General features: G+C 43.4%; 13 protein-coding genes. 8 read left to right on the plus strand and 5 right to left on the minus strand.

Annotation, left to right across the window (positions count from 1 at the left end; translation table 11 throughout):
- Positions 1-42: 42 nt before the first annotated feature.
- From BLR43_RS05155 to BLR43_RS05175, 5 genes are all read left to right on the plus strand, one after another.
- Complete coding sequence (locus BLR43_RS05155; RefSeq protein ID WP_071002989.1) at positions 43-978, plus strand: CheR family methyltransferase; 936 nt, start codon at positions 43-45, stop codon at positions 976-978.
- 30 nt (positions 979-1008) lie between these two features.
- The gene (locus tag BLR43_RS05160) at positions 1009-7920 is read left to right on the plus strand and encodes an Hpt domain-containing protein (RefSeq protein WP_093069306.1); all 6912 of its coding nucleotides are present in this window, start codon (positions 1009-1011) and stop codon (positions 7918-7920) included.
- Positions 7910-8911 (plus strand): chemotaxis protein CheB, encoded by a 1002-nt coding sequence (locus tag BLR43_RS05165; protein WP_093069309.1) that lies wholly within the window; start codon positions 7910-7912, stop codon positions 8909-8911. Before BLR43_RS05160 ends, BLR43_RS05165 begins: the two co-directional genes overlap by 11 nt.
- Before the next feature lie 17 nt (positions 8912-8928).
- Positions 8929-9426, plus strand: a complete 498-nt coding sequence (locus BLR43_RS05170; protein ID WP_058025479.1) for a hypothetical protein — start codon at positions 8929-8931, stop codon at positions 9424-9426.
- A 141-nt stretch (positions 9427-9567) separates the two neighbouring features.
- Entirely contained in the window at positions 9568-10089 is a 522-nt protein-coding gene (locus tag BLR43_RS05175) for a cytochrome b (RefSeq protein WP_071002992.1), read from the plus strand.
- A gap of 143 nt (positions 10090-10232) precedes the next feature.
- On the opposite strand, the gene minE is transcribed toward BLR43_RS05175, so the two are convergent.
- From minE to BLR43_RS05200, 5 genes are all read right to left on the minus strand, one after another.
- Positions 10233-10523 carry a cell division topological specificity factor MinE gene (gene minE / locus BLR43_RS05180; protein ID WP_071003763.1) on the minus strand — a complete coding sequence of 97 codons (291 nt, stop codon included), beginning with the start codon at positions 10521-10523 and terminating at the stop codon, positions 10233-10235.
- 2 nt (positions 10524-10525) lie between these two features.
- Positions 10526-11338 carry a septum site-determining protein MinD gene (gene minD / locus BLR43_RS05185; protein WP_071002993.1) on the minus strand — a complete coding sequence of 271 codons (813 nt, stop codon included), beginning with the start codon at positions 11336-11338 and terminating at the stop codon, positions 10526-10528.
- A gap of 414 nt (positions 11339-11752) precedes the next feature.
- Positions 11753-12580: a septum site-determining protein MinC gene (gene minC / locus BLR43_RS05190; RefSeq protein WP_071002994.1), complete on the minus strand. Its 828-nt coding sequence runs from the start codon at positions 12578-12580 to the stop codon at positions 11753-11755.
- A gap of 76 nt (positions 12581-12656) precedes the next feature.
- Positions 12657-13748 carry a hypothetical protein gene (locus BLR43_RS05195; RefSeq protein WP_227517143.1) on the minus strand — a complete coding sequence of 364 codons (1092 nt, stop codon included), beginning with the start codon at positions 13746-13748 and terminating at the stop codon, positions 12657-12659.
- 342 nt (positions 13749-14090) lie between these two features.
- Positions 14091-15056, minus strand: a complete 966-nt coding sequence (locus tag BLR43_RS05200) for an acyltransferase (protein WP_093069311.1) — start codon at positions 15054-15056, stop codon at positions 14091-14093.
- Positions 15057-15505: 449 nt separating this feature from the next.
- Here BLR43_RS05200 and BLR43_RS05205 point away from each other — a divergent pair, with 449 nt between their 5' ends.
- The 3 genes from BLR43_RS05205 to BLR43_RS05215 all read left to right on the plus strand — a co-directional run bounded on the left by BLR43_RS05205 (position 15506) and on the right by BLR43_RS05215 (position 19926).
- Complete coding sequence (locus BLR43_RS05205) at positions 15506-16162, plus strand: YiaD family glycine zipper/OmpA-like lipoprotein (RefSeq protein ID WP_093069313.1); 657 nt, start codon at positions 15506-15508, stop codon at positions 16160-16162.
- Positions 16163-16592: 430 nt separating this feature from the next.
- Positions 16593-18050, plus strand: coding sequence for an imelysin family protein (locus tag BLR43_RS05210; protein ID WP_093069315.1), 1458 nt, complete (start codon positions 16593-16595; stop codon positions 18048-18050).
- 226 nt (positions 18051-18276) lie between these two features.
- A complete protein-coding gene (locus BLR43_RS05215; protein ID WP_227674125.1) occupies positions 18277-19926 on the plus strand; it encodes a di-heme oxidoreductase family protein in 1650 nt (549 codons plus the stop codon).
- Positions 19927-20007: the final 81 nt, after the last annotated feature.

A 20007-nucleotide genomic window follows, 5' to 3' on the forward strand; every position in this document is an offset into this window, starting at 1 on the left:
TATAGGTTCTGACGCCGTGCAGCATTAATAATAGCAGGCGACGTGAACAATCATATACAAGCAGAAAAGGCTCTATCTAATACATTTGAACCTGTATGGGGTGATGAGATGATACAGGGCGATAGTGCTAATTTACAGCAATGGCAGAGATATATAGAACAAGAGATTGGCTTTATATTGCCAAATACGCAGCTGCAGTGGTTGACCAATGCCATTGACCACACAGCAACATTAAATGGACTCACTACTCAGCAGCTCTGGTATCAATTACCAAAGAATAATGAGATTCGTCAGCAGCTATTAGACAAAGTGCTCATTCATGAGAGTCGCTTTTTTCGTCATAAACCTTCTATCGATTTCATCACACGATATGCAATAGACAAGTGTGCAGATGACAGGAGTAAGCCCTTTCGCATTTGGAGCGTTGGTTGTGCAAGTGGGCACGAGACTTGGTCACTGGCCATGAGTCTGACAGCAGCGCAGTTATCCAATCATGTGATACTGGGAACAGATGTGAGCGAGCAAGCGATTACAAACGCGCGATTAGGACAATATGATCAACGGCAGTATTCATTAATTCCTCAAAATTGTCAGCAGTTTGTTTACCCTTTGATCACCAAAAATGCAGGTAATGAGCTGAGTATGGCTGATACTTCTAGTAAAGTAGAAAGGTCTATCAATACTCAGTTTGACTGGCAAGTAGCGCCAGCTTTACGACCTTATGTTAGCTTTGCTCTACACAATGTTATTGAACAAAAATCACCCACTTCGCATCTTCAAAATGTGATTATCTGCCAAAACATGCTGCTGTATTTTCGCAAGTTTGATCAGCGTGATATTTTGGCATGGCTATCAGAGCAGTGTGCGGTAGAGGGATATATTATATTGGCTCCAGGTGAGGCGTTGTTTTGGCGCCCTTCGAATATGCGCCGTATTGCGCACCCACAAGTGAATGTGTGGCAAAAAATTAGTGCCTAAATTAGTGCCTAGACGAGTTAGGATAAACCTATGAAAAAGCAGCCCAATGACATAGTGACGCTTGAGTGGTTGTCGCCACTGCTCAATCAGCAATTATCACAGATATCTGATGGCTGGCAATCAGGTGCTGATATCGACAGTTATCAACAGATGACATCGCACTACTATCAAGTTAGTGGTGCGCTGACTATGATTCGCTTGCCTCTACTAGCAGATCTTGCCAATAAGTTGAGTTTTATGGCGAGCTTGGGGGCTAGTCACAATCTGTCTGCTAGAGACTGTCAAATAGGCAAGTTTTCTCATAAGTTATTGCAACATGCGCTCAATCAATATACGCATCTAGGCAAATACAACCGTGCTCTAATAAATAAGGCTACTAATGAGCTTGCTCAGATACTATCGCAACGAGGTGTGGAAGCAGATGCATTTATAGATGCTACTGATACCCAGCATGCGCATCTAAACAATGATGATACTCATGAAGATATGGTTCATGAAGATATTGTCAATAGCATTCAGATCGCAGTACCCACGAGTAATGTTACGACCAATTTAGAAGATCAACACTATCAGCAGATGTTACTGGTGTGGCGACAGCAAGTACAAAAATTGCTGGTTGCCAATATCAATCAGGCACCTGTTCTACAAATTTTAGAAAAAGTTAGTCAATATCTATGGCAGAATACTCAAGACAATGATTTACAGCGTCTATGGTATTTGAGCGAGTTGTGGCTGAGTGATCTTGCCCATAATGAAGCGCCATCACCTGAATATTATGCGCCACTATTAGGTCAGCTTGATCGCGTCATAGAATCTGCTACTCAGCCCACGCACTTATCTTCGAGCCTTGTTAAAGGCTTGATCAACAGTGTCTATATTCAGCTCATCTACCTAGAGAATAGTAGCGAGCGAACTCAATCTACCCTTAATGAGATATCACAGCGTGAGCCTGCGACCTTACGTTTTTTAACGCGATTGCTCAGTGAGATTGAGACTCTTATCTTCAATCTAGATAAGCCAGATACGCTAATAAATCCTCTACGATATATAAAGAGCCAGCTTGAGAGTCGAGGTTGGGTGCAATATGCGTCGCAAGTTGAATCGATCCTTACAGATTTAGAGCAAGCACGCTTATCAGAGACAGAGTTTACGCAGCAGCAATGGCACATAGAGCGCAAGTTACAAGAGCTATATAGTGCTATTTACGATACCGAGCAGGCAATATCACTCAAAATTGGCGCTTCTTCTTTTGCTATTATACCTGAAGCGTTTGATAGCAGTGATGTAAAGGATGAAGATAGACATGAGTCAGTTTCTACTGACAGTGACTTACGTGAGCTACGTATTGCCGTTGAAGAGATCAAGGAAAGCTTTAACGAGTATATACAACGTCAAGATATCCAGTCTTTACCAGTCATTGCTGACTTTGACAAGATTGCCCATGCTTTTGATGATATGGGACTGCCAGTCATTAGTGAGACGATAGAAAATATAGGCAGTATATTCACACAACTGCTCACTCATGAGGTTGCTGTACTTAGCTGGGATGTGACCCAAGCCTTGGCGGAGAGTCTGACCTCGATTGAATTGTTACTCGACTATCTTGCGCAGCAAGTCTTTGATCAAAACTTATTGACGCAGGCAAATGAGTATGCAGCGAAAGCATCACAGCTTCTTAATGCGTATGCGAAATCACCAGAAACAACTAACGATACATGGCTGACGCAAAAGCCAGTCGCGATGAATGTGCTTCGTTATGATGATAGTGGTGAGATCGCACCTGTGACCAGCTCAGATAATGAAACGGTGATAGCAACGCAAGATACCACTGATACTAATCCTAATGTAGAGAGTGATGCATTGCTGCGTGCTCGTGAACAACTCAAGCCTGACAACTTTGAAGTTGATGAAGAGATTCGTGATATTTTTATCGAAGAAGTGAACGACGTCATTACTGATTTAGAAGATTTTCTTCCTATTTGGCAGCAGGATTCACAAAATCTAACACCCTTGACCGAAGTCCGTAGAAGCTTTCATACCTTAAAAGGCTCAGGCCGCATGGTTGGTGCCTTTAGCATCAGTGAGATGGCGTGGTCAATAGAAAACCTACTTAACCGTCTGTTGGATAAGACACTCCCTGTAACAGACGATGTCGTACGTCTGGTAATAGAGACGGCGGAACGTTTGCCAGTGCTACTGACAGATTTTGCCGCACAACAATTACCGAGCTCTGATCCTGCTATTACTATTCTGAAAAGTCGTAACCTAATGACGCAGCAGCCTGTCAATGCTGGTTTAGATACGTTTGAGACTGGAATCACTGAAACATCAGCTGAAGTAGCGTTAGGTATCGATGACTCTGATTCAATGGATGATGTATCGTTAGAAACATTACTTTCGAGCGTTGATGGTGCTGAAGGAGCAGATTCTGAAAGCAATAATACAAATATACCAGAATCGCTATCTGGTTTAGAGATTCCAGCAGTACTTATCCCGTTTATGCAAGAAACCGAGCAATTAGCAGCCGATGCGAATGATTCAGATCCTGATATTAAAGAGATATTTATAGAAGAGGCCGAGGAAGTACTTGCCGAAATCGTACCTTTATATGAAGGTTGGCAGCTAGCATCGACTGACCTTGCCGCTCTAAAAGATATCCGTCGCGGTTTTCATACTCTAAAAGGCTCTGGTCGCATGGTGGGCGCTAATTACACCGCCGAGCTAGCATGGGCGATAGAGAATATGCTTAATCGCGTATTGGATCATAGTGTTATTGTCTCAAATGATATGTGTCAGCTGATGTCAGATGTATTGGCCGCTTATCCTGAAATGTTAGTAGCATTTGAAAATAACAGCCAAGATTACCCAGCTTTAGTGCCCTTATGGATTGCCTGCGCCAATGCCTATAGTAAGCAACAGGGTGATGCGTTTAGTTACTCTCGCTTATATGAGCAAGCAACAAGCCATTCTGAAGCTGAAGCTGACGCCGCGCAAGAGCCTGTATTGATAACTAGCATAGACGAAGACAATCCTACCTATGATGAGACTAATGAAGCGATAGACATGACGCTACAGACCTTCCATTCTGTCAACGAAAAAATGGCAGAGGCAACTGTTGTTTTAGCGCCTCAAAGCGAAGAAGAAAAAGCATTTTGTAAGATATTTATTGATGAAGCAGAAGAGTTACTTCATCACATTGATCAATTTGTCAGCGACAATCAAGATCAGCAACTGATTGAGATAACGGATGAAATAGTACGTGCATTTCACACATTACGAGCCGCATCTGGCTCCAGTGCTTTGGCTGCTATCAGCGAAGTTAGCGCAGCGATAGAGCACAGTTTGGAGCTATTGCATCAGCAAGATATAGCGATGAGTGCCCAACATCTAGAGGCTTTAGCGCAATCTGCCAAGCTGATAAATGGTTATTTAAGCAGCTACAAACAAAATATTCAGCAGCGTAGTGTCATAGTAGAAGATTCACACAGTCAGCAAGAGCAAGACATAGCGTCATTGCAAGCAATGCTGGCTGAGCAGTATGTCATTAGTGATGCTGATGCGACCGTTGTTACTAATAGCAAACCAACGATAGAAGAGCTATTAGATAATAATATCGACACGTTATTAGATGCTGAGTGGGAGTTAGAGGAGGCGCTTGGTCATGCTGAAAAAGAACACAGTCAAGACTATATCGCGCAGCAAATTTCACAAATCACCTGTTTAATAGATAAAGCTCAAGCATTTCCAAAATTCATTACCGTTCTGAATGAGCTAGGTAATGCCTATAGTTACCTGAGTGATAATATTGATAAAGCGAGAGATAGAGATATTCAATCTATTCTGCTATCAGGTCATGCCCAGTTGATTGGGCTATTCGATGCCCTAGCTGGTAGTACGTCATTGAAAATAGACCAGCAGGTAATGAGTGAGCTACAAGGTATCTATCAAAATGATAACCTTGACGATAACGACGAAGGCTTTGTCGTTCGAGCTATTTCAGCACCTGAAATCCAATTTGAAACGATTGATACGGATATTGAGCTATTAGAGATTTTCTTAGAAGAAGCTCAAGAACTTGATAACGCCCTAGATGAGAGTTTCAATAAATGGCGTGACGATATTACTAATATCAACTCGCTAAAAGTATTACAGCGTCATTTGCACACCATTAAAGGTGGCGCACGGATGGCTGGCATTCGTAGTATTGGTGATCTAACTCACGAAGCAGAAAGTGTTTATGAGTCTTTTGTAGAAAACAGACGAGAGCCGACGACACAGTGGCTTGAGATTATGCAAATGGTGCAAGACACGATGTCGCAACAAGTGATGCATATCGTGAATCATAAAAAATCCTTTTTCACCTCAGAGCTGATTGAGCAACTAAGAACGTTTGAAAAAGAAAAAACCTTACCAGAAACGGTAGAGCTGATCATACCAGTACCGAAAAACTATTTTGAACCAGACATTCAAAACGTAGTGGCGGATGAGGCCATTAGCAATACCGAAACATCAGAATTGCTCAGCCTAGATACTATGATTAAGCAATCATGGGCTAATGGGTTGCCTGATCCAGACATATTATCGGTGTTCTTAGAAGAGGCGGAGGAGCTTACCAATCGTAATAAATACCTGCATTTGTTCTTGAACGACACAAATAATACCACAGCATTACAAGCACTTCAGCGAGATCTGCATACGATTAAGGGCGGTGCCCGAATGGTGACTGCGTCCGGTATCGCTGATTTGGCGCATGAGATGGAGTCGGTTTATACGGATTTTGTGAGTAACCGTCGTCCCCCTACTCAGAAAGTATTAGAGTTGCTAGTTGCCAGTCATGATTGGCTTGCTGATGCCGTATTTATTCTTCAGCAACATGTCAATCCACCAACGCCTGCACTATTGATCGAGGCGTTAGAGCAGTTTGGGAGAAATCCTGATAGTCTCAAACAAGTTCCTAAAGAATCCCTACAGTCTCAGCGCGAAGCAATTTTGATTGCCAAAGAAAACCAAGACTCTCACTATCTTGCAAAAGATATTAGCGAGATGCCATCTATGTTCAGTAATACCAATAAGGAGGACGACAGCACTAGTAGTAATGAAATGATTCGTATCTCAGGTGGTCTGATTGAGCATATGATTAATCTATCTGGTGAGTCAGCGATTAACCGCGCCCGTATTGATATGGGTATTAGTAGCTTGACCAACAGTATCGAAGAGATGGGTACAACGGTACAGCGACTGGCAGATCAGTTACGCCGTATGGAGATTGAGCTTGAAGCTCAGATTTTGTCACAAATAGATGATGAGCTGATTGATAATGAGGATTTCGATCCTCTCGAGATGGATCAGTATTCTTCACTGAATCAATTATCAAAATCATTGACAGAATCTGCCTCGGATTTGGTGGATATTAACCATACTCTATTAGAAAAGACTCGTGATAGTGAAAGCCTGTTGCTACAGCTATCGCGGACACAGACTGAGTTGCAAGATGGGCTGATGAATTCGCGTATGGTACCATTCACGCGTCTGACACCGCGTCTTGAGCGTATTGTTCGGCAGACGGCTAATGAGTTGAATAAATCGGTTGAGCTGACCATCATCAACGCTGATGATGAGATGGACAGAACCATCCTAGAGCGGATTACCTCACCGCTTGAGCATATGCTACGAAATGCTGTCGATCACGGTATCGAAACCACATCAGCACGTCTAAAAGCAGGTAAAGAGCGCAGTGGTAATATTACGCTTGAGGTACATCGCGAAGGTAGTGAGATTGTCATCCAACTATCAGATGATGGCCGTGGTATCGATGTAGAAGCGGTAAGAAATAAAGCGATCTCTCAAGGTCTTATTGATGCAGACGATGACAGTCTCTCTGATCTTGATATTATGCAATATATCTTTAATGCTGGGCTGAGTACTAGTAAGCAGGTGACACAGATTTCTGGACGCGGCGTTGGCATGGACGTTGTTATTAGTGAAATTCGTCAGTTAGGCGGTGCGGTCTCTGTTGTCTCCGAGCTTGGCAAAGGCTCTAAATTTACGATGCGCTTGCCATTGACTGTTGCTGTTTCTGATGCGCTGGTTGTGCGCGCCGCAGATCGTTACTATGCAATACCATTGGTACAGATTGAGCGCGTGGTACGGGTTAACCCAGAAAAGCTCTATGACTATTATCATTCAGATGATGCTACATTGAACTTTGAAGACACGGAATATCGTGTACGCTATCTCAACGAGATCTTATCTGGTAATAAACTGAACGAGCTGGTGGTTAATACCAACACCAGTCTGCCGCTGATTATTATTAAAAACCGCACAGGGCAAAATATTGCACTGCAGGTTGATCAGATTGCAGGATCACGTATCGAAGTGGTTGTTAAGCCTCTAGGCCAGCAACTATCAAATATACCAGGTATCTCAGCGGCTACTATCATGGGTGATGGCTCGGTAATGCTCATCCTAGACTTAATTGCATTAATGCGTAACGCACAGCTGGTCAAAAACCTCTCAAAATCTGCGAGTACCAAGCGAGGACGTATCGCCACCAAATCAACGATACTGGTAGTCGACGACTCAGTGACTGTACGTAAGGTAACGTCTCGCTTCTTGGAGCGTCAAGGATTCAATGTGGCGGTTGCAAAAGATGGCATCGATGCAATCGAGATACTACAAGATACAACACCAGATATGATCTTGTTAGATATCGAAATGCCGCGTATGGATGGATTCGAGGTGGCGACTCAGGTCAGATTCAATAGTCGATTACAGCATATCCCAATTATTATGATTACCTCACGTACTGGAGAAAAACATCGTGAGCGTGCTCTAGAGATTGGGGTGAACGACTATATGGGTAAACCATTCCAAGAAAAAGAGCTTCTTGAAAAAATTCAAAGACTACTAGGTGAAGAGGTTAGCCTAACTAATGACGGATAATGCACGTGTTTTAGCACTGCGGCAAAAAAGCAATCATGATATCAAAGTGCTGGTGATGGCAGAGGATCATCGCCAGCGCTTGGCTTTTTCAGATACCGTACGTAGTTGCGGCTTTACCCTTGTAGGTTGTGTGTCAAGAGCACAGTGGCAAGAAAAAAGTGAGCTGTCTAATGCAGATATTGATATTTGGCTGATAGACAGTGATTACGACGACAGTGTAGCAACCGCAACAATCGCGTCAAAATCAGCGGCTGTCTTGGTGGGCTTTAGCCAAGCACCGTATCTCAATGAGGCACAGCAATATGGTAAATGGCAGCGTAAGTTAAAACGTAAACTTGCAAAGCTTTTAGCACTACCAGCCCTGATCGATACTCCCGAATACAAGGGCGATGACACTGAAAGAAGCTGGCAGTATGTCGTGTTTCTGGGCGCGTCTATGGGCGGCCCTAGTGCGGTAAAAGAATTTTTAGACAATGTGCCAGCGACACTGCCAGTGTGTATTTTATTGGCGCATCATTTCAATCAGACCATGATTGGTACGTTACCACGGATACTCAATCGCCATAATGATTGGCGCTGTGAGGTTATCGCGTCCTCGCAGCGTTTGCGAGCAGGGCATTGCCTCATAGCCCCTATTGATAAGCAAATAGTCTGTGATTCAGCTGGTAGGGTCATCTTGTTAGATCAAGCATGGAGCGGTGAATATAAGCCTGCTATTGGTCAGATTCTAAAAAACACCAGTGATGTCTATGGTAGCGATCTAATCAATATTATATTTTCGGGTATGGGCAATGATGGCTCTCAGTATTTGGATATGGTTCAAGACAACAACAGCCAGTTGTGGGCGCAAGACCCTAGTCTGAGTGCATGTCCGAGTCAACCTCAGGCTATTATTGACTCAGGGTATTGTGGTTTCGTTGGTAGTCCGACAGATTTGGCAAAAAAACTGACTGATTATATTGGTGAAAGGGCAGCAAGCCATTCACGCTAACTGATTGTGAGCGACGTATGAAACAAATTTTGAAACACTCATTTGAAGCGGTAAGTTTACTGACCACGAACAATGGTATGCTCGATGTGACTATCGTGCCAGCATCTAACCAACCCGATTGGATTATTCCGAGCAGTTTGATTTTGAGCGTCGACGATTATCAAGAGCGTATATCCAAGTATCAGTGGCAAGAGCAAAATCTTGCTGTCTTTCACTTGTTACCGCAAGATAGAACACCAGAGAAAGTCATCATACTAGAGGGTAATACCACCGAGCATCGATTTGCTTTGCAAACGGCAGGTGAGTTGCGCCAATTACAAGCCCGTATTTCTGACGTCAAAGATACAGAGCTTCCCGAGCAGTTTGCGGATACTAGCGTTGATAAAATAGAAGGGCAGTCTGACGAAAACGTTGTGCTCTCTTATCTGTATCAAACCGTTATGATTGACGATAATGTTTATTTGGTACCAGACTTGGACAAAATTGCGCATCATTTGGTGAATTTAGATGACTAGATTCTCGTCTAAGTTTCAGTTATGCTTCACCTCATAGGTAGTACCCGAGCAATGCTGATTACTTTTTGTTATTGAATGAGTTGCTGCCCTATATATAATATCAATTATAAATAACGTTTAATAAAAACTATAGAGCCGCTCATGAATAATTCTAACGTATCAAAATGGTCGCTCAGCAGTCGTATATTTCATTGGATCAGCGCAGTTTTATTATTGATCACATGGGTGATGATACTGCTGCATGAAAATCTCGATAGCAATCTATATATCGGATTTCACAAAGCGTTTGGGATAAGCTTGTTGTTTTGGATGATTGCGCGAGTTATCAACCGCATCTTTACCAAAGCGCCACCGTCTATACCAATGCCAAAATGGCAATCGATGGTCTCTAAGCTATCGCATTTTGCGCTCTATGCCATTCTGATCGCTATGCCGCTTGCTGGTTTATTGATGACTGTATATGGTGGTCGTCCTGTCGATATCTTTGGTTTATTCCAAATACCCGTGTTTGTGACTCCTGATAGGAGTTTGGCCCGCTTTTATAATGATTTACATACCGATATTATTTGGCCAATGATCATCGGTTTTACAGCGCTGCATATTGGTGCTGCCTTGTATCATCAGTTTATTAAAAAAGACAATTTAATATCACGTATGAAATGATCTGCTATTGATCAATGCTCGAATGCTGTATACAGCATGCCGTACCAATAAACTTAAAGATGCAAAAAAGCCCTAAGTGCATTACTTAAGGCTTTTTAAGTGATAAATGAAAGTGCTTACGGTCTAAAGGTCTGGTTACAAATTTATTTTTTGTGTTCCGGTAAATTAATGTTCATCTCTAACACATCTAAGCTGTCTTCTGAGCGATGATTGATATTGACATCATCAATCTGCACGCCATTCACATATTTGTTGACCACTTCTAAGATTTCACGTTTCATTTTTTCGATACGATCAACCGTTAGGCGGTTATTTAGACGATTTTCGCTAGCAACGATAACCTTGAGGCGTTCGGTAGCTAGATTGGCACTGCCTGCACTACTGCCATCGTCAGTACCGAATAGGCTACTCCAAAATCCTTTTTTCTTAGTCATCATTAACCCCCAAACCAGCGCTGTAGTAAACTCTTTTTCTTCACATCAATATGACGTAGTGGACGCTCTTCGCCTAAGAAACGGGCGACGATATCATCATAACATTGACCAGCAACAGAGTCGGTATAATGAATAACAGGCTCACCGTGGTTCGATGCTTCGAGCACAGAATGGCTCTCAGGCACAACGCCGAGCAATGGTACTTTTAAGATGTCATTTGAGATAGTGTCGATGTCCATCATCTCGTTCGCAGCAGCACGTTCTGCATTGTAACGAGTGATAACCAAGTGCTCACGTACAGAGCCTAGGTTTTCTTCAACCTTTTTCGTTTGACTTTGCAAAATACCGATGATGCGATCCGAGTCACGTACTGAAGAGATCTCAGGGTTGGTAACAATGATGGCTTCGTCAGCGTGATACATGGCCAACTGTGCACCGCGCTCGATACCAGCAGGTGAGTCACAGATGATATAGTCAAACTGTTTAGACAGCTCATTCATGACCTCTGCGACACCTTCGTCCGTCAATGCGTCTTTGTCACGCGTCTGACTAGCAGGAAGGATATACAGGTTTTCAAGCTGTTTGTCTTTGACAAGTGCTTGCGACAAGCGTGCGCTACCGGTAATGACATCAACGAAATCATAAACAATTCGGTTTTCACAACCCATGATCAAGTCTAGATTACGTAGACCTACATCAAAATCAATTACAACCGTTTTATAGCCACGCAATGCTAAACCAGCGGCAAAAGAGGCGCTAGTCGTGGTTTTGCCTACACCGCCTTTACCTGAAGTGATTACAACTATCTTCGCCACAATGGCACACTCCTATGAATCAATGGGATATCTTTTATATAAATAGCACAATTGCATGGTATTTATCTACTAACTATATATGTACTATCTGCGAAGATAGCCTAGCATAAATATACAAGGATTTATAGCAAGTCTATATTAAAGCAGAAAAACAACTGAGATATGAGCTATAAAGGGCTTTTGCTTATAAATTTTACAGTTAATGGCGATAATTTTTAGCCGTTTGATAGCTATTTAAATATACGGCAAATAACGTTAGAACCAACACTTAATAATAGCCCAATTGTAACGATTAATTTAATATATCTTGTTTTATTTATCTGACACAGCAGCTTATATAATTACAGCTTACCTTACCCAGTTTACTTTACTAGACAATCACCTAACCGTTTATTATTTTTAACTGAGCAATAATTAAGCTTCATCCATTACGATAAATACTAGGCCTTCACCTTCCACAAACTTTACTTGCACAGGTTTGTCTATCACGTGCTCAGGTAGGTTGTCCCGTAAACAGTAAGTTCCAGCTACAGACACGAGGGAGGGGTTAAAGACTTGGCAAAAAATGCGGGCATCTTTGTCACCCGTTGCGCCTGCCACCAAGCGACCTTGCGCACGTCCATAGACATGTAAGCTGTTGTCAGTGATGGCTTCAGCACCGCTATTCACACTGTTTGTCAAAATCAAATCGCCGCCGACATGGTTTAAGCTTTGGCCTGAGCGTAGCATCTGGTCGTAGATGAGGCTGGTAATATGCTGAGCACTTAACAATGTCTCATCTGGAAGACTGGAGATGGTGGTTTCAGTGGCAGATATATTTGCCGCACTCTCGGTGCTAGTAGCGTTGACTGATTCTGTGCGATTATCTTCTTTAGGTTTATTGGACGGTGTAGGGGCTGTTTTGCTAGGTACGATACGTTCAATGCGTTTACCATCTGCAGGAAAGATGGCCAAGCGCTGCTCACGCGCTTGATCATCAAGTAGGCCTGTCACCACACCGATCGGCTGTAGTCCCCATGACCATAATAGCTCTACTAAGGCAGATAAATCTTGCTCGACGTCGCTATCGAGCAAGATAGGAATGTTGCTTGATTTATTGCTCAGTGTCTCAGTAAGCTGGGCTTCAATAGCGCCCAGATCGCTGGTACTAAACTGTAAACGCGAAAAGGTCAGCATCTTGCCATATAGGGCTAAGGCTGGTGCTGCGCTTGCAGTCTGATTATTATTGTCTGAAACTGTCATATATAAACCCTTAAAAATAATTCTGTCGCTGTATTCACGGTGTCATTTTTATTATCGTGTCATGTTAGTAGGCATACTATAGATTGAGCATGTCTTGGTGTTTCCATTGTTGTACTTTTACTTGTGCTTCAAATGCAGTCAAACTGTCATCAATGATACTCGAAATCAGAGTATCAAGTGCACTATTATCGGTGTCTATTTGCGCAATACCACTGGCAATCGCCACCATCAATGCGTCAAGCCGCGCTGGATCAAGCAGGCGCTTATTTAAGGCATAAACAACGTTTTCACCGATGTTGTGTCCGACATGCTGCAGTTGTGATTCGATCAGGCTACCCGCGATAGGAATCATGCGCAAATAGCGTCGCAGCTCAGGAGTATTGGCTAGACCTTCTTCAATAGCGTTGCCCATTTCGCTGGCTAATAGACTGCCACCACCTGATGAGGCAGTCAGCTCCTGTAGTTTTGGTGCAAGCTCTGAGCGCAGAATAGATAATACAGCCGCTTCAATCTCAGCACGGTTGCGCGTGATGGCTGACTCGATAAAAGATTTGTGCGTTTCAGGGTTGGTCAATTCCTGCCTAAAATTTTGGATGGTCGTCAGGATGACACGATCAGAGAGCTCTTCTAATAATAGGTCAATATAGAACTTAATACGATTGATCCATGGCTGCGGGAGTACTTGGTAGCCAAGCTGGTACAATCGGCGTCCGATAACAACGGCTCTAAATAACCGTAACAAACGTAGCTGCGGAAAACAGCCTAAGACTTCGTACCAGTGGACAAAAGGGAAGAAAAACCAGCGATAATAGACTTTTTCTTTGATTGCGATTGCCCAGCGTAATAATAATTCAGCAACCAAAAATATGGTAAAAAACCCACCAGCGGTACGCAACGGCTTATGCAACGTCGCCTGATACCAACTTAGTCCTTCGCTGACTGACAGCCATTGTGCAGCATTGACACTAAAGTCGCTCATCAATACAGCATCCAGACTGATCAGCAGAAGATCAATACTGATAGCGATAAGCATCACGATATCATAAGTGAGCTTTAAACGACTGGGTTTTGGACGGTTTGGCCTTGGTGGCTCACTATTTGCAAGATGAGGCGACACCGGTGCAGTTGCAATAGGCGGGCTGGTAGTAGGAGAGGCGGGCACAGTCATACCTTAATAAATGATAAATGGCACAAAGAAATGAGTAAATTTTTGACGGCTATTAAAAATAACCATCAAAAATCGATGCGTACATGATTAATCACATTATCAATGAATAAGGCCAAAAAACAACCCATCTATGATTAAAAATCATGCATAGCCACTTATAAAGTAATAATGATCATTTGCAACGCGACTATCATCAGTACAGTGCTCACATATCATCATTAACCCCTGCGTTATTGATTACTCAAGCGCTTATGGCAGTATGACTAGATTTTGTCCGTTATCGGACTATGAGTGCTGCGTCTTTTAAAAGGTATGTGATGACTTACGGCGTAAGTGAGTCATTTATTGAGCCGCTTGAGTTTTAGGGGCTGTCTCAAAATCAGCCAGCATGTCGGTGATGCGCTGATCTTTTTGACGCCAGATGTGTTCAACCCAATCAAACATCTGCGCCTTTATTTCTTCATCATTTTCATAGCCGCCTTGCTTAATTCCCTCAAACAACGCATCTGGTATATCGATATATCTTAGATCCACGCCCAAACGTTTGATATTGCCTTTCCATAAATCACTATAGCTTGGCACACCATCAGGATAGACGATGGTCACATCCAGTATGCCATCGATATCCTCGCCTAGGGCGTTAATCGCAAGGGATAAGCCGCCTGCTCGTGGTTTTAGCAAGTGCGTATAAGGAGACTGCTGTTTGGCATGTTTGGCCTTGGTAAAGCGCGTACCTTCTAGATAGTTTAGCAAGGTGAACGGCTTGTCTTTTAAAAGGGCACAGGCACGCTTGGCCTCTTCGATATCCTTACCTTTAAGTGCTGGGTTTTTGGCGATGGCTTCTTTAGAGTGTCTGCGCATCATGGGGAAATCTAAAAAGTAAAAAGCTTGCCCAACGATGGGAATATAGATCAGCTCAAATTTAGTAAAAAAGCGCGTCAATGGCAGGCGCTTTTCGCCAATGTATTGCACGATGCTGGTATCGACCCAAGATTGGTGGTTGCTGACCAGAAGGTATTTACCATCGATGCGAATATCATCTGGTAGGCTGATACGCCAATCTTTGCGAGGCAGCATGTCATCGATTAGTGCACTGTTGCTGCTGATCCAGTAAGTCGCGATTTTGATGACCGCTTTATCTGCAATAGGTGCACCGGTGATGACTTTGCCGACACCCATCAACCACAAAGGAATACTACCACCAAAGCTATTGGCAGTGATAACGCTTGCTGCTGTCGCTAATGAAACCGCCTTACCCAGTTTGGGCGTGCGTTTGTGCAGTTTTCGAATGGTAGATGTCAGTCGCATGCTTAATCCTCTTGGTTCAGTTCAATTAATAAGTAAGCCATATATTTCACAAGTCGATGTTTTAAATATTGCCAAAACTGCTCATATGATTGATGACCAATAATCCAGTGGACTAAGCGCTAATCATAGAAGCGTTGCTGATTAATTCCTGATACAGCGGTCATTTGACGATGAGAAATTTGGCCACATAATTTTAGCAGAAACATTTCGCAGTGTACGAGTGTAAACGTGACTAGCGATAACAAGGAACAGGTATTGGATAGTTTAGATGCTAAGAAATACCGTAAAGTTAATCTGCACTTCTCATACATAGGTGTGACAAAATATTACACAGAGTTAGATTGTAATTGCCATAATAATGACGAAAGTAAATAAGTACTTAATAAGATTAACGGACAATCTTGATAAAGCACGATTTATAATATTTTTAAACTTATAGAGGAAATATCATGCGTAATACATTATTAATTGCAGCAGTAGCATCAGGTCTAGCACTTAGCGGTTGTACGACTGATCCAAACACTGGGCAGCAACGTTTGAATAAAACTGCATTGGGCGGCCTAGTTGGTGCAGCAGGTGGCGCAACTATCTCAAAAGCAACAGGCGGCGAAAAGACTGGTCGTGATGCTGCTATCGGTGCAGCGCTGGGTGCTGGCGTTGGTTACTACATGGAGCGTCAGGCTCGTCAGCTTGAGCAGCAAATGGCTGGTACAGGCGTGACTGTTAACCAAGACCCAACCACCGGTAACATTGATCTTGTTATGCCAGGTAGCATCACTTTCTCATTTGATGATGCAACACTTAACTCATCATTCAAGCCAACGCTAGACAAGCTTGCTTCAACCATGAACCAGTATAACCAGAACACAATCACGATCGCTGGTCACACTGATAGCCAAGGTTCAGCATCTTATAACATGGGTCTGTCACGCGACCGTGCTTACTCAGTTGCCAACTATCTAACGGCACGCGGTGTTGCTTCTAACCGTATCAATGTAGTTGCTTATGGCGAGTCACGTCCAGTTGCTACCAACAACACTGAATCTGGTCGTCAGCAAAACCGCCGTGTTGAGCTAACGGTTAATGCACCACAAAGCGTAAACTAATTGACAGTTCTGTATAGCTATTTGGTAGGTGCAAATGATTTTCACGCACTTATCTAGCAAAAAGAGTCAGCAATATGCTGGCTCTTTTTTATGCGCTAAATTTTGGTTCATTAAACTCGATAGTTAGGATAGCGCAGGTATAATGTAATGTCTGCTGTCCAAAATAGAATAGTGCTCGTTTAGTATTTGATAACATTTTATAAAAGGATCATAAAGATTAATGATTATTAACATAAAATTAAGTATTGATAACGATTATCAATAACACTATAATTTGTTAGTGTTTTATTACTGAATAGTTACAAGCTTGATAATATGCGATAAGCATAAATATACGAGATCAAATCAGCTGATTAAGGCGTGATTTGATAATCGATATGATGGAAGCCATTTAACCAAAACGAATTTTGCTATCTCTTTGAGGATTTGTATGACGATTACCACAGAAACACGCCGTAAGATTTTACCAACTACTTTAGCTGTTGCACTTGCAGGATTGTTAATGGTATCGGGCTGTACCAAAAAAACCGAAGAAGACTCTGCTGCTACTGAGACGCAGACAGAGGTTGTAAGCACAGAAACAGGCGACAATACAGAAATATCAGCTGCCGAAAAAGCACATATTGATAGGTTAGTCATCAGCTACGCAAATATGGCCCATGCAGCCTACAAGGATTCGCTAGAGACAGCCAAAAAACTCCAGACAGCGGTAAATACGTTTGTGGCAACACCGACACAAGCCAACCTTGATGCTGCCAAAGCTGCGTACAAAGCGGCTCGTCAGCCGTATTCGCAGACGGAAATTTTCCGTTTTGATGAAGGGTTTGTGACGGCAAATGATAAGCGCGCGATCAAAAGCGTCGATAGCTGGGAAGGTCAAATCAACGCTTGGCCGCTAGATGAGGCGCTGATCGATTATGTCAGTGATGACTATGAAGGTGAGTACAACAGTCAAGAAAATATCATCAATAGCGATAGCATTACGGTCGGTAGTACCAAGCAAGATACCAGTACAATTACACCTGAGCTGCTTGCCGACATGAACGAGATCGGTGGTAGCGAAGCCAATGTAACGACTGGCTATCATGCGATTGAGTTTATGCTATGGGGTCAAGACACCAATGGCGTAAAAGAGGGCGCGGGTAATCGCCCAGTCACTGATTATGTGACGGAAGCTGGACAATGTACCAGCGGTGATACGGTTAATGAAGATGCCAGTATTTGTGAGCGCCGCGGTGAGTTCTTAAAAGCCGCTACTCAACTACTGGTGGATGATTTGACGGCGATGGAAGCCCAGTGGCAGCCTGATACCGAGAATACGCTACGTAGTGATTTGATGGCGCGTAAATACGACAATGGCCTGCGTCAGATTATGTACCAAATGGGTAGTTTAGCATTAGGTGAGTTGGCCTCTGAGCGTATGCAGGTCGCTTTTGTCACAGGGTCTACCGAAGATGAGCATGAGTGCTTTAGTGATTTGACGCATCTGAGCTATGCCAATAATGTCCGCGGTATCCAAAATGTCTTTAATGGTAGCTACCAGACAGTCGCTGGTAAAACAGTCGGTGGCTATGGTGTTAAAGACTATCTCGTTGACAGCAGTCATGTAGAGGAAGCTGATAAATTGGCCGCTGACTTTAGTAAAGTCGAAGGTGCATTCAACGTCATGGTTGAAAAGGGCGAGAAAGAAGGCATCAAAATTGACCAAATGATTGCAACGGTTGGTCAGGCAAGTCAAGAAGGCGTTTCTGCTGAAGAGCAGAATATCCGTCGCGGCTGGGTAGAAGCGGGTATTAATAGCTTGCAAGAGCTGACCGCTGGTATCGAAAATGCCGCAAAAGCTGTTGGTATTGATAATCTTGATGCAGATGCAGGGTCACAGTTTTAAGCAGACACCAAGTAGCTAAAAGGTGCTTATTATCTGTATAAGACGTACCTTGATAAAATGATCAGTTGGGTAAATAGACGTTATCAACGATGGTTGGCAACGTCTATTTATCCGTTTCAAAATAGGCCAATAAGGCTATATTCTGAACCAGACTATCGATACCAATGACAACGTGATCGATATCGACTTGATGATTCTACTCTCAAAACTAAGGCGCTTGATGTTTATGAAAGCCATCTATCCAAAGTCTTCTGTTTTTCTTCTTGCTTCTGCCATAATACAAAATTTGCCATCCAAGCTTGCACTGCTCATGATGGGTGCAGCGGCGCTAAGCGCATGTCAACCAGCTGATAGCGTTTCGAATAAGACCTCGGATAATGAGGGCAGCGCAAGCACCAGTGAAACAACTCAACCGCTCACCTTTGAACGTGCCGAAAATATCGAAGCACTGGCTGGCGTGCCGATGCAGCAATTGATCAGCTTTGATCCTCAAGAGATCAAGCAAGGCGGTGATACGGGTATCAGTATTACCAGTGCTGAAAGCTACTCTAAGCCTTCATCGAACCTGACAGCGTCGCGTAAGGGTTCGTTTTTTATCGGTAATGCATTCTTTAAGCAGCCTTGGGTCGTCGCTCCTGCCAGTACCGACAGTCGAGATGGGCTTGGTGCGCTATTCAATGTGGCGGCTTGTCAGTCTTGCCATATCAAAGACGGCCGCGGTCATGCGCCCATGACTGCCGATGATGATGCGGACAGTTTATTGCTTCGTCTCTCTATGCCAGCAACAACGGATGAGCAGCGACAACAGTTACAGGACTCGCTGATTGAAAAGGTCGTCCACCCTATGTATGGTGGGCAATTGCAAGATCGGGGTATCCAAGGTGTCCCTGCTGAAGCCAGAATTGCGGTGCAGTGGACAGATAAGCCAGTCACTTTCGCTGATGGGCATATTGAGACGCTACGTGCGCCAACCTTTAATCTGACCAACCCTGGTTATGGCGCTTTTGATGAGGCGATGATGGTATCACCACGAGTGGCACTGCCTATGATTGGGCTTGGGCTGCTAGAGCAAATACCTGAGGATGATATTAAAAAACAAGCAAACGATAATAGCAATAGCGACATCAGTGGTAAGTTCAATTGGGTGATGGATCCACAGACTGGCAAACGTGCGCTTGGACGTTTTGGCTGGAAAGCCGGTCAAACCAAACTGATTACCCAGAATCAAAGTGCCTTTAACGAAGACATGGGTTTGACGTCAAACATTCGTCCTCATGAGTCCTGCATGCCGACACAGACCGCCTGCTTCAATGCGACAACAGGTGCTGATGAGCAAGGCAATGGCAAACCGCCTGTGGAAGTGAACGATGATGTTGCCAAGTTTGTGGAGTTTTATACCCGTAATTTGGCAGTGCCGCACCGCCGTAATGCGGATGATGCGCTGGTACTGGCGGGTAAAAAGCGTTTTTATGACATGGGCTGTCAAAGCTGCCATACACCAAGATATCAGTTGCCAAAAACTGACGATGATCATCTTGAGCAGCATGGACAAGTGATTTATCCTTACACCGATTTATTGCTGCACGACATGGGAGATGCTCTCGCTGATCGTACCATCGCAGGTAAGCTTCCACCAAAAGATGCTCAAGTTGAGTTTTTAGCCAATTCTTATGAATGGCGCACGCCCGCACTTTGGGGTGTGGGACTTGCGCAAACGGTTGATCCACAAGCGACGTTTTTGCATGATGGACGCGCTCGTACACTGATGGAAGCGGTTCTTTGGCACGGCGGAGAAGCCGAAAAGCAACAGCAACAAGTATTGAAATTAGACAAGCAAGGTCGCGCCGAGCTAAATGCGTTCTTAAAGTCGCTATAATAAGGTCACTGTAATACAGTCACTATTATAAAATCAGCACAAAAACGCTATAAATTACTACCTATAACATTACCGAGAAAT

Origin of the sequence: Psychrobacter pacificensis (assembly GCF_900101915.1) — a bacterium.
Classification (GTDB): Bacteria; Pseudomonadota; Gammaproteobacteria; order Pseudomonadales; family Moraxellaceae; genus Psychrobacter; species Psychrobacter pacificensis.